The sequence below is a fragment of the Paenibacillus sp. FSL R10-2199 genome (assembly GCF_038000235.1).
GTDB classification, from domain to species: domain Bacteria; phylum Bacillota; class Bacilli; order Paenibacillales; family Paenibacillaceae; genus Paenibacillus_AQ; species Paenibacillus_AQ phytohabitans.
This window is the reverse complement of the sequence record NZ_JBBOBO010000001.1, coordinates 2,697,584-2,724,156: the sequence shown is the minus strand read 5'-3', so window position 1 is coordinate 2,724,156 and position 26,573 is coordinate 2,697,584. Positions and strand designations below refer to the sequence as shown.

Annotated in this window: 17 protein-coding genes; 2 read left to right on the top strand and 15 right to left on the bottom strand. The window is 52.0% G+C overall.

What is annotated here, in order from left to right:
- Positions 1–16: 16 nt before the first annotated feature.
- From NYE33_RS11915 to cymR, 9 genes are all read right to left on the bottom strand, one after another.
- Entirely contained in the window at positions 17–1,756 is a 1,740-nt protein-coding gene (locus NYE33_RS11915; protein WP_042139510.1) for a cache domain-containing sensor histidine kinase, read from the bottom strand.
- A gap of 72 nt (positions 1,757–1,828) precedes the next feature.
- Positions 1,829–2,665: a carbohydrate ABC transporter permease gene (locus NYE33_RS11910; protein ID WP_081970193.1), complete on the bottom strand. Its 837-nt coding sequence runs from the start codon at positions 2,663–2,665 to the stop codon at positions 1,829–1,831.
- The gene (locus tag NYE33_RS11905; RefSeq protein WP_083705588.1) at positions 2,665–3,558 is read right to left on the bottom strand and encodes a carbohydrate ABC transporter permease; all 894 of its coding nucleotides are present in this window, start codon (positions 3,556–3,558) and stop codon (positions 2,665–2,667) included. The genes NYE33_RS11910 and NYE33_RS11905 overlap by 1 nt, the downstream gene beginning before the upstream one ends.
- Before the next feature lie 70 nt (positions 3,559–3,628).
- A complete protein-coding gene (locus tag NYE33_RS11900; protein ID WP_042139513.1) occupies positions 3,629–4,978 on the bottom strand; it encodes an ABC transporter substrate-binding protein in 1,350 nt (449 codons plus the stop codon).
- Positions 4,979–4,993: 15 nt separating this feature from the next.
- Entirely contained in the window at positions 4,994–6,454 is a 1,461-nt protein-coding gene (locus NYE33_RS11895; protein WP_042139514.1) for a glycoside hydrolase domain-containing protein, read from the bottom strand.
- Positions 6,455–7,155: 701 nt separating this feature from the next.
- The gene (locus NYE33_RS11890) at positions 7,156–7,632 is read right to left on the bottom strand and encodes a hypothetical protein (RefSeq protein ID WP_042139525.1); all 477 of its coding nucleotides are present in this window, start codon (positions 7,630–7,632) and stop codon (positions 7,156–7,158) included.
- Positions 7,629–8,888, bottom strand: a complete 1,260-nt coding sequence (locus tag NYE33_RS11885; RefSeq protein WP_042139526.1) for a DNA polymerase IV — start codon at positions 8,886–8,888, stop codon at positions 7,629–7,631. Before NYE33_RS11885 ends, NYE33_RS11890 begins: the two co-directional genes overlap by 4 nt.
- Positions 8,881–9,078, bottom strand: a complete 198-nt coding sequence (locus NYE33_RS11880; protein ID WP_081970197.1) for a hypothetical protein — start codon at positions 9,076–9,078, stop codon at positions 8,881–8,883. The genes NYE33_RS11885 and NYE33_RS11880 overlap by 8 nt, the downstream gene beginning before the upstream one ends.
- Before the next feature lie 657 nt (positions 9,079–9,735).
- Positions 9,736–10,155, bottom strand: coding sequence for a cysteine metabolism transcriptional regulator CymR (gene cymR / locus NYE33_RS11875; protein WP_039294546.1), 420 nt, complete (start codon positions 10,153–10,155; stop codon positions 9,736–9,738).
- A gap of 319 nt (positions 10,156–10,474) precedes the next feature.
- Between cymR and mnmA the strand changes: the two genes are divergently transcribed.
- Positions 10,475–11,596 (top strand): tRNA 2-thiouridine(34) synthase MnmA, encoded by a 1,122-nt coding sequence (mnmA, locus tag NYE33_RS11870; protein ID WP_341065909.1) that lies wholly within the window; start codon positions 10,475–10,477, stop codon positions 11,594–11,596.
- Between the two features lie 157 nt (positions 11,597–11,753).
- Here mnmA and NYE33_RS11865 read toward each other — a convergent pair whose 3' ends face one another.
- The 4 genes from NYE33_RS11865 to NYE33_RS11850 form a co-directional block, all read right to left on the bottom strand.
- Entirely contained in the window at positions 11,754–14,639 is a 2,886-nt protein-coding gene (locus NYE33_RS11865; protein ID WP_341068643.1) for a glycoside hydrolase family 48 protein, read from the bottom strand.
- A gap of 30 nt (positions 14,640–14,669) precedes the next feature.
- Positions 14,670–17,360, bottom strand: coding sequence for a glycoside hydrolase family 9 protein (locus tag NYE33_RS11860; protein WP_341068641.1), 2,691 nt, complete (start codon positions 17,358–17,360; stop codon positions 14,670–14,672).
- 453 nt (positions 17,361–17,813) lie between these two features.
- A complete protein-coding gene (locus NYE33_RS11855; RefSeq protein WP_341065906.1) occupies positions 17,814–19,118 on the bottom strand; it encodes a replication-associated recombination protein A in 1,305 nt (434 codons plus the stop codon).
- 187 nt (positions 19,119–19,305) lie between these two features.
- Positions 19,306–19,587 carry a CD3324 family protein gene (locus NYE33_RS11850; protein ID WP_039294537.1) on the bottom strand — a complete coding sequence of 94 codons (282 nt, stop codon included), beginning with the start codon at positions 19,585–19,587 and terminating at the stop codon, positions 19,306–19,308.
- Positions 19,588–20,189: 602 nt separating this feature from the next.
- Between NYE33_RS11850 and NYE33_RS11845 the strand changes: the two genes are divergently transcribed.
- On the top strand, positions 20,190–22,205 hold the full coding sequence (locus NYE33_RS11845) for a methyl-accepting chemotaxis protein (RefSeq protein WP_336102553.1): 2,016 nt from the start codon (positions 20,190–20,192) through the stop codon (positions 22,203–22,205).
- Between the two features lie 636 nt (positions 22,206–22,841).
- On the opposite strand, the gene NYE33_RS11840 is transcribed toward NYE33_RS11845, so the two are convergent.
- Entirely contained in the window at positions 22,842–25,043 is a 2,202-nt protein-coding gene (locus NYE33_RS11840) for a HelD family protein (RefSeq protein ID WP_341065904.1), read from the bottom strand.
- 181 nt (positions 25,044–25,224) lie between these two features.
- A complete protein-coding gene (locus tag NYE33_RS11835) occupies positions 25,225–26,526 on the bottom strand; it encodes an NCS2 family permease (RefSeq protein ID WP_341065902.1) in 1,302 nt (433 codons plus the stop codon).
- Positions 26,527–26,573 lie beyond the last annotated feature (47 nt).

Genomic DNA, 26,573 nt, shown 5'->3' with positions numbered 1-26,573 from the left:
ACCTTCATAGCCGGTCTTAATCCATTATTCCGATCCTTAGGGTAACTTTGGTTCCGATGGCTGGAATGCTGTCTATGCGCAGCCCGTGGTTCTGGCCATAATGCAATTGAATCCTCTCCTGGATATTCCTTAATGCATATCCCTTAGGCTGCGTAACCGCAGGATCAAAGCCTACGCCGTCATCCTCGACTTCGAATACAAGCGTCTCTCCTTCGATACGTCCCCGAATGTAAATATTCCCTTGGCTCTCCTTCAGCTCGATTCCATGAAAAATCGCATTCTCCACCAGCGGCTGTATCAGGAGCTTAAGCATACGGATATGCTCAATTTCCGGTTCGAGCTCAATGGCCACCTCGAATTTTCCGTTATAGCGGATATTTTGAATCTCCAAATAATTTTTCACCTGGTCGATCTCATTGCGGACAGTGGTAATGTAATCTCCATTATTCAAGCTTAACTTAAACATGTTAGACAGCGACATGACCATTTTCGAAATGTTTTTGGCACCGATTCGTTCGGCCATTAGATAGATGGAATTCAGCGTATTGTATAGGAAGTGAGGGTTGATTTGACTTTGCAGCGCGTGCAGCTCTGCTTCCCGCTCCTTCAGCCTGGCTTCTATTAATTTGTCCGATAATTCAGAGTTGGTGCGGAAGGTCCTCAAGAACTGATTGCCTATTTTCCCAATTTCATCTTCCTCCTGAAAGAGGATTCCTTCGATCATCTCCCGTTTGGCCGCTTTTCTGGCGACGGAGGAGAGTAACGTCAATTGCTTCGTGATACGCTTCGAGATTAAATACGAACCATAGGCAGCCAACAGGAAAGCCACCATTGTCAGTGTGAGCGTAACATTACGTATCCAGACAATCTCCGAATTGATGTTAGAATAAGGGATCATGCTGACCACTTTCCACTGGGTTACCGGATTGGTATCGAAGGTGATAACATACCGTTCTCCGCCCATCGTTTCGATGCGGGTACCCCGTTCAGGCAAGCCATAGAGCAGATTCATTTCTTTGGGAGGAAGCTGTTTCAAGTCGGCAGTGCGGGAATTATAATAAATGACTTTATTTTGCTCCAGGATCATCAAATTCCCGTTTTCCGCATTGGAAATATTCCGGAACATTTCATCGAAGACCCGCCTGTCGATTGAAATAATTAACATGCCGATCGGTTCGAGCGTCTCCAGGTTGTTTAACTGTTTACCGTACAGCAGCAGGTTCGGACTGTCCTTGACAAGCCGGACTTCATCGCTGTTCAGCCACAAGCCCCGCCCGCCCATACCTCCCACCTGTTGATACCATTTCGTCCGTGAGACCGCCTGGTAGATATTGTCGTACGTTAACCTGTCCCATTGGTTCGTGGTAATCAGTTCCCTTTGCCCGCTGCCCACGTAAACGTAACGTATATAGGATTTGTTGTTGGTAATATTGACGATCAGATTGCGGGTCGCATTTTGAAGGTCATAGATCTCCTTGAAATCATTTTTAGTATAGGAAAGGAAATTCTGAACGTCACGGGAGGACAACATCAGCTTCGAGATCGCTTCCACATCATTCACGAACGTCTGGATATTCCAATTGATGGAGCCCAGCAAGTTGGAGGTGGTATCGGACATCTTGTTTTCGATCACTTTGCTTAAATAGACGAAGGTTAAGGAAGCAATCAGGACAAGCGGCAGCAAGGAACAGGCGATGGACAGTATAATGATTTTGCTGCGGATGCTGATTGACAGGAACAGCCGGTGTATTTTCATGAGATCCCCCTGACCCAGCAAAGTTGCAGCCTGGTACTTTCAGTATACCTTCTGACAAAGGGATGCGGGAGATCAACCTTTCGTTGCTCCTGCGGTCATGCCGGAAATAACGCTCTTGTTGAAAATGAAATAGACCACCATCGTCGGAATGGTCGTGATGCTGATTGCAGCAAAGGTCGCTCCCCAATCCGTCAAACCGTACTGTCCAATATAATCCATTAAGCCAACTGGAATGGTCCGTGATTTCAGATCATGAATAAACGTATTGGCAAAAATAAATTCATTCCAGACAAATATCAGATTCATAACGACAACTGTGACGATCGTATTCCGGGATAGAGGGAAAATCATCCGCCAGAACACCTGGTACACACCGCAGCCATCCATTACAGCGGCCTCCATGATCTCATTCGAAATGTATTTATAGAAGCTCACGAACAGATAAATCGAGATCGGCAGGGCAAAACCCACTTGGGGCAAAATAAGAGAAGCGAGCGTATTGATAATTCCTATTTTGTTATAAAGTATGAACAGCGGGATGAGCACGACCTGAATCGGGATCATAATGCCGCACAGAAATAAGAACAACACACTTTGGCTCCATTTAAAAGACATCTTCTCGATCACGAAAGCGGCCATGGCACTGAATAAGATCACAAGCACGATGGTCGTCACGGCGACTATGAAACTATTGGAAAAATAAGTCCCCAGGTTCCCTTTGCTCCACACATTGAAATAATTATCGAAAGTGTATTGGCTTGGCAGGCTGAGCGGATTATCCCCTGAAAAATCGTTAGGCCCTTTAAAACTGGAGATGAACACCCAGACCAGCGGATACACTTGAATGACAAGCAGAGCAAAGGAAACAACTAGAAGAACCGCCTTGGAATAGCCAGAAATTTTCATCATCAGGTCTCCTTACTGTCCATCATCCGTCTGATAAAGGCAACTGCAATGAGGCTTTCAATGACGATAAATACAGCCATCGCGCTGCCATAGCCGAAGTCCAGACTGGAGAATGCGGTTTTATACATATAGGTTGGCAATAATTCTGTTACGCGGCCAGGTCCCCCGTTCGTCATGATATACGGGATGTCGAACCCTTTAAGCGCCCCCGTAGTCGCCATAATGATTGAGACCATCAGAACCGGCTTAATCAGCGGCATTTTGATCGAACGAAACAGATTCCAGGAAGAAGCTCCGTCAATTCTGGCAGCCTCCTCGATATCGGAAGGAATGGAAATTAATGCACTATACAGGATAATCATATAAAGACCGATATAACGCCAGCCTTCGGGTACCGATACCGCACCCAGAGCCCAATTAAGGTCGGACAGCCAAGGTTTGCTCCAGTCTCCAAGACCTATCTGCTGCAGACAAAAGTTCAGGATTCCGACCGGCTCAAACGAGTACACATTTTGGAACAACTGTGCTATCGCTACTGATGTGATGATGGCAGGGGCAAAATATAATGTTTTGAACAATTCTCTCCCTTTGGTGATGCTGGTCAGCAGGATGGCAACCAACAAACCAAGAAATACCTGCATGGCTACAATAATGGAAACATAGATCAGATTGTTGCTGAACGCCTTCCAGAATGTTTTGTCGCCGCCGAACATCTTCGTGTAATTGTCAAAGCCGATATAGAGCATATCTGAAACTCCGTCCCAGGAGAAGAAACTGAAATACATCGACCAAAGGATAGGCGCCAGCACGGTGAGCAAATACACCAATAATGCAGGCAGCAGAAAGACGAGAGCGGCTTTGCGGTTGCGCAGGACTTTATCCATATGCTTGCTCATTCCCTAATTTTAGTTTTATTGTACTTACAGCAGCCAACCGGCTTGCGGCTGGCCGCCATGTTTAGAATCGCTATTTGAAGTATTTCGGCGCGTTTTCTTTAATCGCCTGATCCATTAGTTCGGCAAATTCTTCCGGAGTATGGGCTCCCAGAGCCAGGGCATTCAATTCGTTGCCCAGCAGCTCATTCGTGGCCGGATCAAGGCGCGTATCCCACGGGACCGCAAAGACGTTGCCGGATTTCGCGATTTCGTCCTGAATTTTATAGAAGAGCTCCGGCATCCCCTGTTCTTGATCAAGTGAATAATTGAAAGGCGAGAATTGGCCTTTTTCCGTATAGGCCTTCGGGTATTGCTCCAGAAGGAATTTGACGAATTCCTTCATCGTATCATCGAAGGTCTCCTGGTTGAAGGCAACGCCGATACCCGAGTTGATAAAATAATCATTGTCAGCCGTTGTGGCGCCTTCCATCATGGGAAGCCGGAAAAACCCGATATTATCCTTCATTTCTGCGCTTACTTTATCATTTACGAAGTTCATGGTCTCCCACGAACCCATGTAATACATGCCGGCTTTGCCGCTCAGGTACAAGTCGCGCGCTGCGGTGTAATCCGTTGCAGTGAATCCTTGCTGAAAGTACCCTTTGGTGCCCAGATCGTGAACGAACTTAATCCCTTCCATGCCGGCCGGGTCCTTGAAGGATGCTTTGCCTTGCTTTACATTTTCGATAAAATCATTGCCTGTCATGCGGAACGGTTTGTACGCCAGGTACCGGAGAACCGGCCATTTATCCTTGCCGTCGACGGCAATCGGTGTAACCCCGCTTTGCTTCAGCTTCTCGGCAACCTCCATGAACTCATCGAACGTCTTCGGCGGCTCCAGGCCAAGATCCTTGAACATCTTGATGTTGTACCAGAATACCTCGATTCCATATTCCAGCGGGAAAGTATACATGCTGCCGTCTGCGAACTGCTGATATTGCAGGGCCACCGGACGGAAATCTTCATATTTCCCAAGCTCCTCCAGCAGTTTTTTCATATCGACCAGTTTGCCTTGCTCCACGAGCTTGGAAGCATAGGCATCCGGATCTGTATCAAACATGGCGGGCATCTCATTGCTCGCAATCAATGTCCGCAGCTTCTGCAGATAGGACGGGCGATCACCCGTGCCCTCCAGAACCAGCTCGAATTCCGGATGCGTCCTTGAGAACTCATCTGCAATCTCCTTTACAGTAACAGCCGGAGGGCTGTCTACGCCGCGGGCCACGAACCACTTGTATGTTTTCTTGTCCACCTTCTGCGGATTTGCCGATCCGGTTTCTGAAGCGCCGTTATTAGTATTTTTGCCTCCGCATGCGCTCACCATCGCCGCCAGGACAACCAGTGATAACGAGAGAGTCAGCCATTTGACATAACGTTTCATTTATAAGACCTCCTGTTAGTTGGGAACCGAAATGGATGCCTGTTCGAAATTCGCCCGGCCTTCCTGAACAAAACAGCCCCAGTTGCCGGTTTTTAAATTATACAAACGTGTAGTCATGGCGACCTGGTCGGCCAAGTATACGACGCAAACCGAATTCTCCACAACGATCTCGATATTATAATCCGTATCGGCATGCAACTCTATGGGTACTTCCAGCTCTACCGCATGCGGGTGGTCTCCTTTGATATGCCACTGCATCTCACCCTCTATCCGGCGGGGCCACATGTCGAACACCAGGCGGTTATGAATGGGTTCCAGGCGAATATAATAGGCATCGTCGTTGTCCTCGCTAACACGAAGCATAATACCGCAGCTTCTGGTTCCTTCGGAGAAGGATAACCGGGCCGAAATTTTGCAGATTTCCGGCATGGAACCCGCAGATATGCAAGAGAAGGTCTCGTCAGCCACCGCCGCTATGCCTCCCTCTGACTCCTTCCAATCCCCAAGCCGGGAACCCCACACGGCAGCCTGTTCATTGGCAAAATGACGGGAGACTGTCTCCGGGATACGAACCGTTAATGTTCCATCCTGTTCCTGAACGAGTTCATGCACGACCAGATTCCCCGCCCATTGCCAATCACCGTAGTCATCCTCGTTTTCCTTGCTGGGGTCCCAGCCAAAAGCATATCGCTTGTTTCCGTCACTCCATGTTTTGGCGGCATAGAACGCCCTGGCGTCAAACGCATCGTTTCTCGGTGCCGTCCAAGGACCGCTTAAAGATTTACTCATGCGGTAATGGGTGACAAACCGCTCCGAGAACGTGGAGTAAACCAGATACCACCATTCCCCGATTTGAAATAAGTCCGGGCATTCGTGGGTCACGTACATTTTCGGATTCCAGAACGGTTCGCGGATTTCCCATTGCCTCAGATCCTTGGAAGCACAGAGTCCGATACTTCCCCGGCGCCGGGAAGGCCCTTCTTTGTTCCTTGCGGCGAGAAGCATCCAGTACTCTCCCGCCTCTTCGTTCCAGAATACAAAGGGATCGCGCCAGTCATGCCTTTCATATTGAATTCCGTCGGAATAGAAGGTATCCTCGGGGATTTTCCGCCACTGCTCCATATCCGTGCTCACCGCGTGCATGACGCATTGGAGCGGCACTCCGTTCTCCACGAATTCCGGATCCGGATTGAGGCCGGTGTAGAACAGATGATATTCTCCATGGGCTTCGATGATCGAGCCGGTGTAACAGTTGAGATCCTGCTCGCTCACACTTCCATGCTTCAGCATTTCGCCCATTTCTTCATAGTGTACAAAATCGCTTGTGCGGAGCTCAAACCAGGAAGTTCCCTCCCCGTGAATACTCTTATTCTCCCTCCAGTCATGAAGATAGAACAAACGGAATGTACCGTCTTTATAGTAGGGAATGAGGTCTCCCACCCAGGCTCCTGCCGGCCTGTAAAACAAATTCGACAATGTTTGCAACCCCTTTCTTTTAACGTGCCTTGAGTATATAACATTAAGAAAGCGCTTTATATTCCAAGTTCTTTATCCTGTGTTCAATATTTTTGGTTTTCAAAAAAACCTCCGTCTGCCATCACAACGTGGCAACCGGAGGTTCTTTTGAATTATTAGTTTAAAGTGACGCCTCGGCATTTCCTCTGATCTCAAGATTTGTAAAGACCGCTTCACCGTTCTCGATGAACAGGCCGGCTCCCTCACCGCCAAAAACTCAACTTTTAGGAAGAATAGCAATAGAATAGCTCCTGAAATCGCCCGCGTCAAAAAAATGCTGCCATCTCCTAGGCCTCTTTCCCTCTTGTCTCTAATAACAATGCTTCAAATGCCAGCCGAAGAGTCAGTTGATCAGTGACCAAGTCACATTCAAGATTACTATCAGTGCGAGCTTGACGAAAATAGTGTGACAACCAATACTGTTCTCACGGAAGCGCGCTCCAGATTGCCCACGATGCCTTCAAAGGGTCTGACGACAAAATTAATGGGCAAGAAAAAAAGGCCTCCTTAGAGACCTGTAATATAACATGAGATTACTATACTCGAAGGAGGCAGGGCTTCAGTATACAAGAGTTTCAACGTGCAATGAAGTGGCAAAAAGACTGTTCTGACTCCTTGGGACCTAAAAACGTTGGAGCACCACAGCACCGGCTAAGCTGGTGTTATAATTTCTGATGATCCTTCAGTGCTGCCCCGAGCTCCGCTGTATATTTGGTCAGCCTTAAGCTTATTTCCGTGCGCATCACATCACGCGTAAGTCCGAACCGTTCCTGATACCCCCGGCACAAGATTTTGTGATACACCAGGAACTCCTCCTGCTCATCGGGCAGCACTTTGATATTGCGCTGCTTCAGCTCTTTTTGCAGCTGGTAGGTATCCTGCATGATCCGGCGCTGTATCGCTTGACCGGCAATCACAAAGGCGCGCTTAAGAATACTGCTGGACAGCTCGATCTCCTTCAGGCTCCGGCTGACCATAGTATCTATGTAAGGGAGCAAAATGAGGTCACGCACCATCGTCCGCTCCTCGACAGTGATCATTTTTCTAACCGTATCCTCTTGCTTCTCCTCAAACTGATCCACATGCTCACTCATCAACATCTTAGTTTTCCACCGCTCATTTCCGTTTAATTTGCTCATTTATAATGACCCCCAATCTGCTGCGCCCGTTCCAGTGCAACCCCGGATTCCAGCAAAGAGGATGCGCGGATAAGCGCCCGGCTGCCGTATCTGGTTTTGATCTGATCCACTGCCCGTTCTCTGCTCAATGTGCGGAGGCGGTCATCGAATAAGGTGAGCTGCATGACACTGTCATCGGTCAGCTGGGAGATAGAGATCGCCAGACGGCTTAGCGGCATCCCCGTCCAATGATCCACAAATAAGCGGTAGGCCGCCGCTGCCACCTCATGCGTTAAAGACGACGGCTCCGGCAGTGTCACTTGTCTGCTGTAGGAGTTAGATTTGTTACCGTCCGTCTCTGCCACCACGATAGACACCACCGACCCCATATACCGGTATTTCCGCGCCCGCTGGCACACCTCGATCACCAGCTCCAGCAGAACAACCTCAATTTCCGGCAGCCGGGTATAGAGATTCCAGCGCAGCGCCTTCCCGTGCCCGACCGACTTGATCTGGTGCCGAATCCCGGTAACGACCGGGCTGGGATCGATCCCGCGTGCCGTCTGCCAATAATATTCCGCCTGGATATCGCTCTGCTTGCCCATGGTTGTGCGCATTCTCCGCTTGAATTCCCCCAGCTCCATCCGGGCAATATCTCCAATCGTGGTAATCCCCATACGGTAAAAATTCTTGGTCATCCGTCCAGCCACCATGAACATTTCATGCACCGGCAGCGGCCAGAGCTCTGTGTCTATATTGTCGTAATCGAGCCTGAAGATCCCTCCTTCCTTCTTCTTGGCAAAGTTGTTGGCCATCTTGGCCAGAATTTTGGTCGGTCCGACCCCCACCCGGGTCCACACCCCCGTAGATAACAGGACATGATGCTGGATGGAACGAATCATATCCGGCAGATCTCCTCCAAAAACACTCAAAGAACCGGTCACATCCAAAAACTGCTCATCGATGCTGAAGGCCTCAACCTGGTCGGTATACCCCTTATAGATTTCTGAAATCATCAGCGAGACCTTGATATACGTACTCATCCGCGGGCGGATCACTACGAGATTCCGGCATTTGGTCATGGCTTCACCCACGCGTGATGCGGTGGTTACACCATGAGATTTGGCGATGGGGCAGGCAGCCAGGACAATACCGTTCATCCGCGTAGGATCGCCGACTGCGACAGGCATATCTTTATACTCGGGATGCGCAGCCTTTTCGACACTTGCATAGAAGGATTGGCAATCCGAGAGCAGAATGATCCGGTCTTTAGGCATATTTCTGCCTCTGTACCGGGTGCCAGGACAAGATGCTGTCCGTCAGGAAAACACGGGGCAGGCCGGTGCTCAGACAGGTAGCCCGTATGCGGCCGTCACGAATTCCATGCACTTCAATTTTCCGCTGCGTAATCTTGCCCGCTTTGTCCAGGTATATCATTTCAATCGTTTGGCCGATACTCATTTTCATGACTGATCGCCTCCGGTATAATAAGAACATTTGTTTGTATTATAACCAGGATTAAGTTTTTTAAGCAATGGTAAAATAGAACAGGTGTTCTTGTTTGGTAAGAGTAGCTTATGCATTGCAGATAATTATTAGAACCGGATATGGTAGGGATGGGTTAAGGGAGAGATAACAGTGGGGATAAATCTTATGAGGAATAATGTGAACCTTAGGCTCATCCAAAAGGCAGGCTTATAAAGTCTCCTTTTTTTGTTTGCGGCGTTATGCGTAAAGATGCTACGGAATTTATTGGAAAATCGGGATAAAAGCATCCGGACTGCGAGGCGGCTGATGTTGACGCAAGAATTCCTTGATCCAGCGATATCTGTGGCAGAGATCAGGGGGGGTTTTATAGAATCCTGCACATAATACAACATTTCCCCTCATCCTATCGGCCCAAATCCAACATTGTTGTATAAAATGCAGGATTTCACCTCACCCAAGCGGCTTAGCAGGATTATTCTTGTATTTCATACAACAATCCTCCCAAATACCTCGCTATCTATGAATCAAAGTTGCAAAACGTACAACATTTATCTCTAAAGAGATGTATATCCAGCAACACAACAAAGCCCCTTCAAAGTCGCGGACGACTCGAAGGGGCTTTGTGTCCTAATTACCTTAGATATAGAACATATAATTATCCGCGTGGCTCTCTTCCTTGAAGTTGATCAGATCGGATAATGTGGTGGAGTCCAGCACATCGGCAATGCTGTCGCGGATACGCAGCCAGAGGTCGCGCTTGGCCGGGTCATCCTCTTCTGTGAAGTCCACAGGAGAAATCGGGCCTTCCAGTACGCGGATGATATCTCCGGCAGTAATGGTGCTGGTCTCGCGGGACAGAATATACCCGCCGTATGCGCCGCGGATACTTTTTACAAGTCCGGCATTACGCAGCGGGGCGATCAGTTGCTCCAGATAATGCTCGGAAAGTCCGTTTTTCTCGGCAATGCTCTTAAGTGATGTTGGCCCTTCACCAAATCTCAGGGCAAGCTCCATCATAATGGTTAATCCGTAACGTCCTTTGGTTGATATTTTCAAAGGGGCACCTCTTTCGGTTTAGTTGCTGGTTCTGTGGTTCCTGTTTCGCTGGTTAGACATGAGATATGTCATATCAACGTATTCCGATGTTTGCTCTCAGCTTATGTTATCATATCTTTGGACACATTTGGAACACCCAACGGGAATAATTCGCGATTTTGTTCACCAGTGGTGGACAAATTGTCAATTTTGGACTCTTTTTCGCAGGAATTTATACCAGCCTTGTCCTGTTTGGGGTAGACAGGTATGTTATAATACACAATGAGCCGGGTGTTCAGTCAGAACGCCGGTATTTTGTGCATAGAAAATGGTGATCACGATGACAAAAGCTAACCAGGATATCCGTGTCGTCGTCGGTATGTCGGGTGGGGTCGATTCCTCTGTTACAGCGCTTCTGCTGAAGCAGCAGGGTTATGACGTCATCGGCATCTTCATGAAGAATTGGGATGATACCGACGAGTTCGGCGTATGTACGGCGGAGACCGATGCCGAGGATGTGCGCCGCGTGTGCGAGCAGATCGATATTCCTTACTATACCGTTAATTTCGAGAAGGAATACTTTGATAAAGTCTTTTCCTATTTCCTCGAAGAATATAAGGCCGGCCGGACACCGAATCCGGATGTGATGTGCAACCGCGAGATCAAGTTCGGAGAATTCCTGAACAAAGCGCTGCAGCTTGGCGCAGATTACGTGGCTACCGGACATTACGCCCGGGTCATAGAAGAGGACGGCATGTTCAAGCTGCTGCGCGGCGTGGACAACAACAAAGACCAGACTTATTTCCTCAACGCACTGAACCAGTATCAGCTCTCCAAGGCCATGTTCCCGATCGGGCATCTGCCGAAGCCGGAGGTGCGGAGAATTGCCGAGGAAGCCGGACTCTACACCGCCAAGAAAAAAGACAGCACCGGCGTCTGCTTCATCGGAGAACGTAATTTCCGTGAATTCCTGAGCCAATACCTGCCGGCGCAGTCGGGCAATATGGTCGATACCGCCACCGGTGAAGTCAAAGGCCGTCACGACGGCCTCATGTATTACACGCTGGGCCAGCGCCAGGGTCTTGGCATCGGCGGCTCCGGCACAGGTGAACCGTGGTTCGTGGCCGAGAAGGATCTGGCAAGCAATACCCTGTATGTTGTACAGGGCGAGAAGCATGTCAGCCTGTACTCCACCAGCCTCACGGCTTCAGGCGTGAACTGGATCGATGCAGCTACACTGGGCGATACGCCGCTGAAGTGTACCGCCAAGTTCCGTTACCGCCAGCCGGATCAGGGCGTTACGCTGACGAAGCAGGCAGATGGAACCGTGCATGTTGCTTTTGATGTTCAGCAGAAGGCGATCACGCCGGGACAGGCTGTGGTGTTCTACCTTGGTGAAACATGTCTCGGCGGCGGAACCATTGAGACTGCCGAGAAGGTTGTGCCCCTGCCGCAGGTGTAACTGCATCACCTGCCTGAGACGAGCCCCTAATGCATACAAAAGAACCTTCAACACCACCGGATCGTGGAGCTGAAGGTTCTTTTATTCGTTATTGTACGGGATAATGCTCAGACCAGCAGACTCCGGCCGGATTCCCGGCAACAGAATGTCCGCTTTATTACGGCTGAACCCCCCATACCCGTACACCATTCAAGTACAGTGGTACCCGGTTCCAGTCTGTATAAGCCGTTTTGGTTGAATCATAGGAATAATCATCGGCCTTATTGTAATTGCTCCAATCGGTTTTGTTGATGCGCAGCTGAATTTCCCCGGTGTTCGCCCCGGGTGCCAGACTGCCGGCACCGGCGCTGAAGGAAATCTCCACATAATAATCCGCTCCTGCAACCGCAGGATCAAGCTTCACGAAGCTGCCCAGCACATTGCTGCCGCCGAGTGTTGCATAATCGACATTGAACTGCTGAGGTTTCTCTCCGTCAATCGTGTAATAGTAACGGAGCTTGACCTTACTGAGATCTACCGCTGTCGTCCCGTTGTTGACAATCCGCAGCTGCGGACGGAACTGCGAATCTGTGGCGTTCGTATCCGTTGTACGGTATTGAACCACCAGGTTCGCCGCAGCAGGCGTAGCCGTTGGCGTGACCGTTGGTGTAGCCGTTGGCGTCGGCGTAGCTGTTGGTGTGGCCGTTGGTGTGGCCGTTGGCGCTACTGTCGGTGTGGCCGTTGGCGCTACTGTCGGTGTGGCCGTTGGTGTAGCTGTTGGAGTGACCGTCGGCGTGGCCGTTGGCGTTGTGGTCGGTGTAGCTGTCGGTATTGGACCGCTGCCGTTATTGATTAGCCGGTCGTATTCCGCATAGGCTGTAGCGATGTCCACCTGTGACCAGAAGCGGTGATAGGTGAACTCAGGTGCGCCATTGTCCCATGTCTTGGTTGTTTTGTTGTACGAGCTGTTGTACTTGCCTTCCAGATAACTCCACTTGGGATCATTTTTGATATCGGGAAGCACATCGGTATAGCTCGCATAGACTCCGTTTCCGCCCTTGGCCGGATCAGAAGGTACTGTCGCGCTGCCCGGTATAGTGTTTCCTTGGCCGAAGGTACCCGTCCAGCCCGCAGGGAAATATACCTCTTTGGTGAAGAACCGGAAATAATCCGCACGCTTCTCAAGCGTCGTAATTCCCAGTCCATCATTGTAGCCCCAGGCTGTATCCAGCAGGGACTTGGCCAATTGTGAAGCGGTTCCGCCGAGCGCAGTATAACTGCCGTGTTCCGCTTTGCTTCCTGCGGCAAAGAACGTAAGCGCTTTAATATAGCTGCCCAGCACGCCGGTATCCTGTCCGGGATCTTTGGTCACTGCCTTGAGGCCGCTGTTGCCGCTAAAAGAGTTGAAGCCGCCCCATGTATCCGGCTGGCCCTGCCACTCCACATTGCCCGGAATCCAGAACTCTCCGGGTGCGGACACGGTGGCAATCTGCGGATCATCTCCGCCCAGAATCCGGTTTCCCTGCAGGTCCAGATAATAGCCGGCGGCATCCGTTACCGGACGGCTGCCCGCAAAGGCATAATCTGTAGACCAGTCAATCCAGTTCTCAATCACCCGTTTGGCCATTTTGAAATTGGCCGAGGTGGTATCCCCGCTGGAAGCCAGAATGTAATACAGCTCGGCTACCCGTTCCACACTCCAGGCCTGCATCCCGAACCAATTGTTGGATGGCGGGTCATGGTAGACTGGGGCCTCGTCGTAGGCCATGCCGTAGAAGGTGCTTGTACCGGCGGGATAAGCACTGTATGAGCCGCCGTAGCTGTTCGTGGCACCGCCTGCAATAGCTCCTTCAGAGGATTGCAGCCAGTTGTAGAATTCCAGCTGGCGGGTCAGCGATTTGCCCCAATCCTCTCCGGCCGTTGCCGAAGCCGGAATCAGGCCGCCGTCTGCAGTGGACAGTGCATAGGCTGCAACCACATTCTGATAACCCTGGTGCGCATGGCTCGCGCCAATTCTCCAGGCCCAGTTGCCGGTTGTTCCAAGGCCCCCGCCCCAGGCAGTATACCAGGCCAGCAGATACTGGCTGGAATCCTTGCCGGTTCCCGCTTCAGGTGTGCCGTCAGCAGCGCTGCCGACTTTCTGGAAGTACTTATCGTACATGCCGTAACGCAGGAAGTCGCCCATTTTCTTGGCTTTGTTCAGATAGACCGTATTGGTGTATCCAAGGTCCTTGGCCCAGTACATCGCTTGCACAGCGCGCGCATCCGCGTCTGTAGCATTCGTATAACGCCATTGTGCGGAAGGTACGCTATTTTCCTTGGTGAACAGGCTCATGAAGCCTTCATTCGTCTTGCCGAACGATTTGTCATCCTGTGAAGGATGCGCCACCGCTTCCCAGACGGATTCCTGCACTCCGCGCTGGAAGGTATTCACATAGGCAGCGGTATGCGCAGGATTCAGCAGATTGCCGAAGCCGTACCAGTTGTCCACATCCACCAGCCAGTGCATCAGATAGGTTTGGTTGTTGCCGTAGGTCGACTTCAGCTCTCCATCCAGCGGGTCCTTGCCCGGCGTATATTTGCCGTTCAGCGCACTTGGATACAGGTCCGGCTGGGCAAGCTCCGAGGCGTAGGTTGCCGGACTATTCGGGTTGTAATTGCTCATCGTTGGCTGCTCCTGCACGCCGTCGCCTTCATTAACCGGGATGATGTATTTCTCCATATTGTCCCAGGCGGCTTCGAGCTTGCTCCAGTCTCCGGTATTATAGCCATACAGCACTTCAAGCCACATCCAGTAGCTGTAGGCCTCGGAGGTGGTCATATGCCCGTAGTTGGGCGCCTCGCTAAGCAGGGTCTCCACCGCGTGATAAGGAATGCCTTCCGCCGAGAAATAGCCGCTCGCCGGGTCTTTCAGCTGGGCATATAATTGCAGAAATCTTGTCTTTTCTACCGATGCAGCCTTGGCTGTCCCGGGTCTGAAATTAAAGATACCGCTTGTAAGAGAAATGATCAGGATGGCAGCCATTACTATGGAGAATGGTTTCTTGATTGAACTCAGCTTCATCATTTCGGCATACTTCCTCTCTGGAATGATTTATGGTTCCAAGCCCCACACAAGCGTTCCTGCACGGTAAAGTGTAGCTTTCTCCCAATCCGCGAAGGTCTGCTGGGTTCCTCCATAGGAATAGTCATTGCTCTCATTGTAGGCCGTCCAGTCGGTCTTGTTGAACCGCACCTGAATCTCCCCGCTATCCGCCCCCGGAGCCAGGCTTCCTGCCCCTGCGGCAAAGGAAATCTCCACATAAGAATCCGCCAGGGATACCGGCGCGTCCAGCTTCACAAAGCTTCCGCTCAGGTTGCCGCTGCCGACAACAGCGTAGTCACAGTGAAATTCCTGCGGCTTGTCCCCGTCCACGGTGTAATAATAGCGCAGCTTCAGACCACTGAGTGCAATGGTCTCGGTCCCTGTGTTGACAATCCGGAACTGGCTGCGGATCTGCGAATCGCCGGGACTTGTGTCATTGGTGCGGTACTGTACACGCAAAGCTCCAGTAACCGGCGGGGTGGTCTCGCGCGGCCGGGCCGTAGCCTGTGCAGACGCCGTACTCTCCCCCACACTGTTCGATGCGGTCACCACGTAATAGTAGTCCACTCCGTTCGTCAGCCCGCTGTCGCTGTAGACGGCTCCGTTTGCCGTGCCAATCACCGTGTACGGTCCGCCGCTCACCAGAGAGCGCTTGACCGTATACTGGGAAGCACCGCTGACCGCATTCCAGCTCAAGGCCACGCTGGCATTGCCGGGTACCGCCTGCAGGCCGGACGGACGGCCCGGAACCTGGGGTTCACCGGGGGTTCCGCCGCCGGGAGGCAGCTCCCCGTACACCTTGACACCCGCATCAAATACCGGAATATACGGATTCTTCGTCGCCGAGGAAGCACCTGGAGCCACTCCCTTGAACGAGAAGTCATTACTGTTGTCCCAGAAGGTGGTGTTCAGCGGCCCGGCAATCCGGAACTGGACCTCCTTGCGGTAAGCGGATTGTCCGCCCGGATAAATCGGTGTGCCGGAGAAATCTACTTTGGTGTAGTAGATATGATTCGCTTCATCATAAGGCAGCAGCTGCGAGACGGTTGCCCCCTGATTGTAGCCTCCCGCCTTGACGGTGATATCTGCTGGTCCATACCCTGCAGCCACAGCCTCACTTATGTCCATATAGTAGTTGAAGGACATTTGACTGCTGGAGCGGGCAGGCCACCCGGAGCGGTTATTGAGCAGCGCACGGATTTCCACAAAATTGCTGCCGCTGGCGTTCACAGAGGTCTCGGTGAACATTTCATCCTCACGCGTTTCGGCCGGCGGGAAATTCACAAGCGGCTGCTGGCCCTGCCCGTGGAGCAGCATCATTTTGGCCAAAGCGCCGGTAAAGGCTGAATTGTAATCGGTTGCAACCTCATTGGAGACATAATCGCTGATTGTATCGGTGTAGCTGTCTGTCTTGGAAGGTCCTCCGACCAGTGCGCCGTACAGCACATGCCGGTGGTTCGCAGGAGTCGTCTGGCTGTCGCTCCAAGAGCCGTGTGAGGTGCGGTGATGGGGATGCTGGGGCGAATTTGCGCCGAAGCCAATCACATAGCTGCTATTGCGCGGATTATCGCCCAGCATATAGGTAATCTGCCGCTCCGCAAAGGTCTGGGCGGTGTTCTTCTTCACCGGATCTGAAACCCAGTCCGCATAGACAAAGGCCATGAATGCCTGGTTGGCCGCATACCGCAGCGCCCCCCATTGGTCCAGATGGGCCAGCCCCCCAGGAGTATAAGCTACCCGGTCAGAGGTACCGTTCACTCCGGTGGTCCAAAACTGCATATTCCGTTCAGTGGATTGAATGAATTTGGGATCACCCGTAATGCGGGACAGCAGGAGTTGTGCACCGTAGTGCTTGTCATCCCAGGATTGGGTCCATTGATAACCCCAATCTCCGGCTTGGTTCGTGCCCCACAGATTGCTGGCGGCAGTAGCCTTATCCAGATAGGTCTGCTCGCCGGTCGCTAAGTACAGCCAGACACCACCCCAGCTTAATTCATCGGCGTAGCTGCTCCACGAATTGTAATACTGCTTGGCATCAGTGATTGTATCGGAGTAAGCCCCGCGGTACGTATCGGCAAAATTGTATAATTGCTTGGCATGCAGCAGCAGCTTGTCCGCATAAGCGGCATCCGAATCCCTGAAAATAATGGAAGCTGAGGCAAGCGCAGCAGCGGTCTCCGCTGCCAGATCAGAGCCGGGATGCGCAGCATCAATCTTGTAGGATGGACGTGCCATTTGCATGACCTCCGCCGGTCCCCACCAGTTATGATCCGCCGTGCCGTTGCCGACCTGTCCCCACAGCTCATTAGGATCCGTATGCGCTTTCACAAAATAGTCTGTTGCCCAGCGGATATTGTCCAGAATCTCATCCAGCTGCCCCGATTGCACGTATCCATCCTTGTATTCATAGACCGACCATGCCAGCATGGTGGAGGTGTACGCCATAGGAAATCCGAATTTAACATGATCCCCTGCGTCATACCAGCCTCCCGTCAGATCGTGGCCGACATCCGCACCGTCCTGCAGCCCCGAATCGCCCCGCCATTCCACACGATTGTTCGCCGGCAGATCACCCGACCGCTGTGTCTCATAGAAATAGATAGATTTCTGCAGTGCCTCTGCATAATTAATCCCTGCGGTTGCAGCTTTGCTGACTTGCGGATGAATAACAGTCCCTGAAGCAATAGTGCAGGTTAGCATTAAGCTCAGTGCTGCGATACAGCCTGTCTTCCGTCTCGTTTGCTTCACCTTAACTCATCTCCCTTCGATTCTTACGTTTCAGCCCGATCGGGTGACTCACGCGCAGATACCTCCCCAGCGTCCATTGAAGACATTTCATAAGACATTCTATTCAGTACACTCCATCCTCCACCCCCACTTACAAATTAAGGAAATAATCTCCCTATCTACACATATACCACATAAAGTAATTTAATTCTATATATTTACAATTATATCCACCGAAAACAGACTCGTTTTGTCAAAAAATTTCCATTTTTATCATATTTGCCGTTTCATCAACCGAAAAAAATGCCTAACGTGCTTCAGGTGCACGCCGATACGCAAGCAAAAGACCACCGCAGTTGAGTGCATGCGGTGGTCTCACTTTACTTCTCTTCCTTTATTGGTCTTCCCATGCATCTGAGTGGAGCGCTATTGCCCGCGCCGCAGCTGCTGGTTATGGCGGATCTTCGCCTCGTTGCCCTGCTCGGTCGCCTGATAGAACACTCTCCGGGAGATCGCCTTCGGAAGATAGTCCTGCTTCACATAATGGCCGGGGAAATTATGGGGATACTGGTATCCCTCATGCCCCAGCTGGGCTGCGCCTTTATAATGCGTATCCCGCAAATGCAGCGGCACCTCAGCCGACTTCAGATCCTCCAGGCTATCCATAACGTTCGCGATTGCCATTACCACGCCGTTTGATTTCGGGCTCTCCACCGCAAACAGGATTGCCTGTGCGATATTCAGCTTCGCCTCCGGCCAGCCGTTGTTGCGGTAGGCATCCAGCGCACTGACAGCCTGAACCATCGCCTGCGGGTTAGCCAGGCCGATATCCTCGCTGCTCGCGGCGATCAGACGGCGGATGAAGGTCATCGGATCCATGCCGAGCTTCTCCACGGCGTAGAGGAACCAGAACAGGGCGGCGTCGCTGGAGCCGCGGATGCTTTTGTGAAAAGCGGACAGCACATCATACTGCGTAGACTCGTCCGCTTTGACAATCGGCCGGCGGATCGACTCCTCGGCCACCTCCAGCGTGATATGCACGCTGCCGTCACTCTCCGGGGCAGTGGTCATCGCCGCCAGCTCCAGCGCGTTCAAGGCGCGGCGGATATCGCCGTTAGCCATCGTGGCGATATGCTGCAGCGCGTCCTCATCCGCCTTCAGATCCATGAACCCCAGGCCCCGCTGCTCATCGGCGAGCGCCCGCTTCATGGCAATCAGGCTATGCTCACTGGTCAGGGACTCCAGCTGGAACAGCGTGGAGCGGCTCATAAGCGCCCCGTTCACATAATGGAACGGATTCTCCGTCGTGGCGCCGATGAAGGTAATCGTCCCCTTCTCCACTGCCGGCAGCAGCGCATCCTGGCGGGAGCTGTTGAAGCGGTGGACCTCGTCCAGAAACAGAATGGTCTTCGAGCCGTACAGCGCCTTGTTGCTCTGGGCGCGTTCAATAACCTCGCGGACATCCTTCACCGAGGCTTCCACCGCGTTCAGCCGAACAAATTCACCTTGGGTATGATGCGATATGATATGAGCCAAGGTTGTTTTGCCGCAGCCCGGAGGCCCGTACAGCAAGATGGAAGACACCTGATCGGCCTCTATGGCTCTGCGCAGCAGCTTGCCGCGGCCTACAATATGCTCCTGTCCAATATATTCATCGAGATTCACGGGCCGCATCCGGTCTGCAAGCAGCCGTCCGTTCCCGTTATCCTCACCCAGCGAGAATAAATCCATAACTCCACTTCCTTGCTAGTAATCTGGTATTTCGCTATTTCTTCGATAGAAATAACTGGCTGCCTTCTATCATACCATACCCGCAGCTTTCATTAAAAAGAGCATGACCTCGCCATCACCGGCGGGAGCATGCTCTTTGTTCTATTCTTAGAACTTATATGTTGTGGGGCTGTTTCAAATATTCAGGCTAGCTGTTCAGTGCCAGCCGCATTTTTGAAATGATTTTGCGGATGCTTTCTTCGGATAAATGATATCTCTTCTGCAGCTCGTTCACCGAGCAGCCACTGCTGTGACTACAGAAGATCTCTTCATTGCGGTTCGCAATTTCTTGCCGGGAGCCGCTGTTCTCGCCCCATCGTACCCGCTCTTCCGTCTTCTTCGGGATGTATAGCAATTCACCCTGGATGTAGCCCTGTAGCTCTTCGAGCAATCCCGGGGGGAGCACATCCTTTCCATTTACGTAACTCACGTTCTGGTTCCTCCTTCAACAGGTGTGTTCCGTTAAGTCCGATCACTGCGCTGTTCTTGATAATCATGCCACCTGCCTCCTTTCTTCTCCTCAAATTTGGTAAATAACCTAAATTCATTATATTAAACCCTGCGGTTAGCGTCTACATTCATTGTTTATCAGTAATCTATCAGTGGTTTGTCAGTGTACTTCTATATATTTTAGCTAAGCCTGAAATATATAGCCGCTATCTATACATAAGGAGGCCTCGCGGCCTCCCCTTAAACAGGCTTCCGTCTTAGACGGAAACCACCTCGTATTCTGAAAACATTGCCATCAGCCTCCTTCCAGAAGTAATCTTGCCCGGCCGGACACTTATTATTAAGCCACAGGTATCCGCGGGTTACAAGTTCAAGAATAGTTATAATCGTTCTCCACCTTGAGCTCACGTTAATCATAACTTTCAGGAGGAATGCATAGCGGTAATTTTAGCCAAAAAAATTTTGACGAAAAACTAATTTTTTAGTCGATTAGTGTCGAAATATATATTAAATTATCTATTTACTTCGAGATATGGAAATTAATTTAACCCCATCCATTCAGAAATTCAGGAGGAACCTTCTATGACAACCCCACGGAATCCTTTAAAGCGTGTACTTCACATCACCAAGCTCAGAACGGAACTCATGCTGCTAATCATCATAGCCATTGTGCTCCCCTCCCTTGCCCTGGTTGTCATATCCACAGAAACCTCAGAGTCGGCACTGCGCTCCAAGATGGAAGAGACCACAAACTCAAGCATTCATATTCTCGATAAAACCCTTTCGCAATTAATCCAGCTGGAGAGCGCAGGTGTGAATGAGCTTGCTTACCAGATTAGTGCCGCCGATCTCACCAGCGATACTGCAAAAGTACGCAGCCTGATCGACAAATTCAAGCTGGAGCATCCTGAAGTGGATATCGTAGCTCTGGGCAACGATGAAGGTAAATACATGTTCGCTCCGGATTCAGAGCAGCAGGATTATGATCCCCGCATCCGGGACTGGTACATAGACGCTCTAAAATCACCGGAGACCACATCGGTTATTGATCCGATTTTCTCCAAAGTGACGAACAGCTACATTCTGCCGGTTTCCAGGGCTTTTCCGGACGGCAAGGGTGCCGTTACCATCAGCATCAGCATGAACGAGCTTATGGAGCTGACCAAAAATGTCAGTCTGGGCGACAGCGGTTATGTATATATTCTAGACGGCAATAACAAGGTGATCTATCACCCTACCATGGAGGTGGCTTCTGATGCAACAAGCCAGATGCTGGCTGAAATGGGTAAAGGCCCGGCAGGCAAAATCTCTTACAAGGACGATACAGCCAATACACAAATGGACGGCTTCTACATTACGAACGAGCTGACCGGATTCAAAATGGCCGGTGTGCTGCCGGAGAATGAATACACCAAGGCTGTATACCCGATTCTGTACAAGTCAGGTATCGTGCTTGTCGTCTCCCTGCTGCTTGCTTCGATCGTAACCTTCCTTATCATCCGCCGCATTACCGGCGCTGTGGAACGCTTGAACCGTTCGGCCAAACGGGTAAGCGAGGGTTATCTGGATGAGTCCGTGGAAACGAACCGCAAGGATGAGATCGGTCAGCTTGCCGGCAATTATAATGCGATGGTGTCTTCCCTGCGCAAAATGGTTCAGGAGGTCGCTGAAACGTCAGGCCACCTGGCGGCAGCCAGTGAACAGCTGACAGCCAGCACCGGCGAGAACAGCAAAGCGGTCGAATATGTGACTGAGCTGGTCGAGGAATCCACCCGTGGTGTGGAAACCCAGGCTTATGCTTCCGCCGAAGTGGCTATAACGATGGATGAAATGTCAACCGGCATTCAAAAAATCGCCTCCGCCTCAGAGATGATAGTGGGCGCCGCAGTACAGACGGAACAGGATGTCTCCACCGGCAGCGCCAAGATGCAGCATGTCGGAGAACAGATGAAGACGATCCGCGAATCCGTACATCAGTCCGGCACGCTGATTGCTGAGCTTAACGGATTAAGTGCCAAGGTGGCGGACACCAGTACGGCCATCTCTGCCATTGCCAAGCAGACCAATCTCTTGTCGCTGAATGCCGGCATTGAGGCTGCACGGGCCGGAGAACATGGCAGAGGCTTCGCTGTAGTCGCCGGTGAAGTGCGCAAGCTGTCCGAAGCTTCCAATGTCAGTGCAGGACAAATCCAGGAGACCATCTCTGAGATGGTGGACCTGATTGCCAGCGCCTATGATGTGATGCGGCATAAAGTGGTTGGAGATGTGGAGCAGGGAATGGCGCTTACACAGGAAGCCAGCGAGGCCTTCCACCAGATCGAGCAGTCCACCCGGCATGTAGGCGAGCAAATTCATGAAGTATCCGCGATTACCGAGCAAATGTCAGCCAGCAGCGCAGAAGTAGCAGCGTCTGTTCAGGAGATGGCCAAGATCGCCCAGGCCGCGCTGGAATCCTTCCAGAGTGTAACAGCGGCGACAGAAGAGCAGCTTGCTTCCATGGAGGAGATCACTTCATCCTCCGCTGCGCTCTCCGCCATGGCTTCGGATATGCAGGGACAGGTGGAACGGTTCCACTTTGAGCCGAAGGGCAAGGCTTAAGAACTTCCGGGTAACTATCACCGGCTGCTTGGGCGGACGGTCCGCAAACAGACCAACATCACATTCTCCATTCGCCTACTTCTGGCGGCATCCGGCATAATGAGGAGCACTAATGCTCCTCATTTGCTCATTTGGCCCGCTTCCAGTGAATTCAGGGGCATTAATGCTCCTCATTTGCTCAATTGGCCCGCTTCCAGTGAATTCAGGAGCACTAATGCTCCTCATTTGCTCATTTGGCCCGTATCCACCGAATTCAGGGGCACTAATGCCCCTCATTTGCTCAATTGGCCCGCTTCCAGTGAATTCAGGAGCACTAATGCTCCTCATTTGCTCATTCAGCACGCAAAAAAACCTCTCTTTTGAAATGGTTAATACATTTCGCCAAAGAGAGGTTTCTTTTTTGCGTTTTTTTAGATTGCATATACGTTTCCCGCTTAAATAGCGGATCGGACCGGACGACCCGCGGATAAAGCGTTAGCGGTCGCCATGTGCCCGAATTTTCACCGCTAAGGGAATTTAAAAAATCTGGATTGGGCAGCGATTGGAACAACGTTCCGTTTGCGGAGTGTTCTCACCAAGCGCAACCCTCTATCCCATTCCAAAACAGGGCTGCCCTTGCCCAAGATAATGTAAACCTTAATTCCCTTCAGGTACCGGCCAGCCGGAGACCGTCTCGTCTCCAAGCAGCTGTACGTAATGCGGAAGACCGCCGTCATGCAATAGCCACAGCTCATGCAGGGCGCGTGTACAACCTACATACATCAGCTTGGCATCCCAGGCTGCCTCTCCGTAGTGCGCAATGTCCGCATCCGCCAGGATGACGGCATCGAACTCCAGTCCCTTGGACAAATATACGGGCAGTACGGACAAGCCGCCGCGGTATTCGGTGATGCTGCCGTCAATGAGATGAATATCCTCGAACTGTCCGGCAAGCTCAGCGTACAGCTCAGCGGCTTCCCGCAGGCTGCGGGTCAATACAGCCACTGTGCGGTATTCGCGCCCGGAGAGCGACGACAGGGCGCTTCTGACAGCGCTGAGCCGCTGGCTGCCGCCTGTAGCCGGTTCCGGCTGCGCATCCTCATAGGAAATCAGCCGCACAGGATTACCGCTGCGGAAGACCGGCACGGCCAGCAGCGCGCTGCCGACGCCGGCGGACAGGATCCCGTTGGCGAATTCAATAATCTCCATCGTTGAACGGTAGCTGCGGGTAAGCGCATGATACGCTGTATACTCCCCGGCAAACAGCGACTGCATCTCATTCCACTCATGTACCCCTTTGTAGGCATGAATCCCCTGGGATAAGTCACCCAGAATGGTGAAGGAGTGTCCCTTCACGTACAGATCCAGCACGGCGATCTGGAACGGGGAGAAGTCCTGCGCTTCATCAATGACGATATGGTCGAAGCGTTCGGTTCCCTCATTGCCGTTCAAAAGATAATGAATATAGAGCAGCGGCGGAAGATCCTCTTCACGCAAAATGCCTTTCTTCAGCTCTTTCACCGTTTCCTTCAGTACAGCCTGAGGAATTTCTTCCGGCGCCTCAGCCGGCCAGTCCTCCGGAGTCTTCGCCGCACGGAATATCTGCTTGTAGATGGCCAGCGGCTCATATTTCGGCCACTTGGCGCTGTACGCCTTCTCGCGGGCTGCGCCTTTTTTCTTGCGGTCCTTCAGCGCAGCGGCCGACGGGCTCTTCTTCAGCTCCATCTCGATCCAGCGGTGAATCCGCGCCATCACGCGTTCCTTGCGTTTGGCCGGCGGATACGGAGCGTATTCTTCATTATGCCAGCGCAGAATCATCGAGCGGCGCAGCACAGCCCCGTCCCACGGGCTGAAATCTCCTTCAGGCACGGCGCTGGTCTCCAGCAGCTTAATGCTGGATTCAATGACGCTCATCAGCACCGTGGAGCCTTTGAAGCGTCCCGGGGTCTCTTCCGTAATGACGGGCATCGCTCCTGCTGTTTCGAACCAGCGGTTCATCGTTTCCGAAGCGTCCTGCTCCGGCAGAGTCACACCCAGCACACCCGCCGCCCAGTCCGGGAAGGTGCTCTGGGCAATATTGCCGACACCGAGCTCCGGCAGCACATCTGAAATATAATCCAGGAACATCCGGTTCGGAGCGAAAATAATCATTTTCTCCGCCGAGACCTGATCCTTGTATTGATACAATAAAAAAGCCAGCCGGTGCAGCGCGACGGTGGTTTTACCGCTTCCCGCCACCCCTTGAATAATCAGCGCCGTGTTCTTCGCTGCCCGGATAATCTTGTCCTGCTCCTCCTGGATCGTCGAGACGATATCACGCAGCCGGTTGTCCTTGTTCTCACCGAGCCGGTACACCAGGAATTCATCCGACACCGCCGGCGCATCACTGTCGCGGTTATACGTATCCGCAACCCGCTCCAGAATCTGCTTGCGGATGACCACGTTGCGTTTGAGGTAGACGAGCCCTTCAATCAGCCCTTCCGGTGCTTCATAGGAGGCCGCTTCTGTCCCTCCTGTAAACGAATAGAACAGGCTTGCCACCGGTGCCCGCCAGTCAATGACCAGCGGACGGTCGCTTACCTGCTCACGGTCTACGCCGATTTTACCAATATAAAGTGCCTTGCGTTCTTCCTCGTCATTGCCCTGAAAATCAAGCCGTCCGAAATAAGGCTCCTGCCTAAGCTTGGCAAGATCTTTGCGCTTCTGTTCCCTGGAGTCCTCCAGCACTTGCTCCGTATACTCGTGTCCCGTGTACACCGGAGTGCTGCGCAACCGCTCAAGGGTAGAGTCAATCTCTATAAGCGCATGGTTCAGCCTGTCTTCTTCCTCTTGATAGGCACTTTGAAAGTTGTCTTCCAATTTCAGTTACCTCCTAAAAGTTATGCGGGCATTAGCTTCCTGAATCTCTCCGAGCAAAACTCGCTCCGGAAGCATGCACCTTAAGTGATGTGAGCAGTACATCATATCACAAGAGGACAGGGAAAGCCATATATTTCAAACTGCCGTATAGAACGGCTCACCTGCCCTATATGAGGCGCATTTAGCCCATCAGCGCATGGAGCACAAAGTTCGCTACGAACAGCCCGGCAATGCCGTACAGCGCCGGCGGGACATCCTTGCCTTTGCCTGTAGCCAGCTTCACAACCGGGTAAGTGATGAACCCAAACGCCATCCCGTCCACGATGCTGTAGGTGAATGGAATCATCACCATAATCAGAAACGCGGGGAACAGCTCCGTCATGTCGCTGAGATCCATCTCGCGCACACTCTGGACCATCAGTCCGCCGATCACGATCAGAATCGGCGCAATTGCGCTGTCCGGCACATAAGCCAGCAGCGGAATGAACAGGAACGTCGCCCCGAACAAGAGACCGGTGACGAGTGAGGTGAAGCCGGAGCGTCCGCCGGCAGCGATGCCGGCTGTAGATTCGGCAGCGGCTACTACGGGACTGCTGCCGAACAGACCTGCTGCGATGTTGGCTATGGACAGCGCCCGCAGACTGCTTTTGAAGCGTTCCGGACGGCCTATCATCAGTGTCTGGGAGGAGATCAGGCCGATGTTCTCGAAGACAACGATCAGCAGCAGCAGGAATACGGCAATCCAAAAGACGAGGCTGATGAAGCCGCTCCATTGCATACTGGCGAACACATCGCCATATCCGCTGAACACATGTCCGGATTCGGTATTCTCAGGCGCATGAGCCGCTCCCAGCAGGTAGGCCAGGCCTGTCCCCGCCAGCATGCTGATCAGCAGGCCGCCGCGCGTGCCGCGGATGAACAGGACCAGGGCGAGCAGCAGCGTCACCACCGAGGTAATGACGGCAGGATCGCTGAAATGCCCGATGGCGACAAATGTCGTGGCATGGGCAATGACAATCCCGCTTTTTTGCAGGCCGATAAACGTCAGAAACAGACCGATTCCGACAGTTATCGCATGCTGCAGATTATGGGGTATGGCATCACTCAGTATGCGGTAGAGCGAAGTGAACGCTACAATGGCGAACAGCACACCCGTCACCACAACAACGGCAAGCGCCTCACGCCAATCCAGCTTCATAGAATGCACCAATGTATAGGTGAAAAAGGCATTGATGCCCATGCCCGGGACGACGATAATCGGCGTTTTGCCGCCAAAAGCCATTAGCAGACAGCCTGTAATCGCTGTCAGCAGTGTGGCCACCATTCCCGCCCGCAGCGGCATTCCTGCATCATGCAGAATCGCTGCATTGACCATAACAATATATACCGAAGCGAAATACGATAGGATGCCTGCCGCCCACTCCCGTTTCCAGTTGTCGCCCGGCGCAAGTCCCACGCTATCCCGCCAAAAATTCGATTTCATCTAAAAACCTCCACTAGAGAACGTGAACTTAAGAATGTTATACAAGA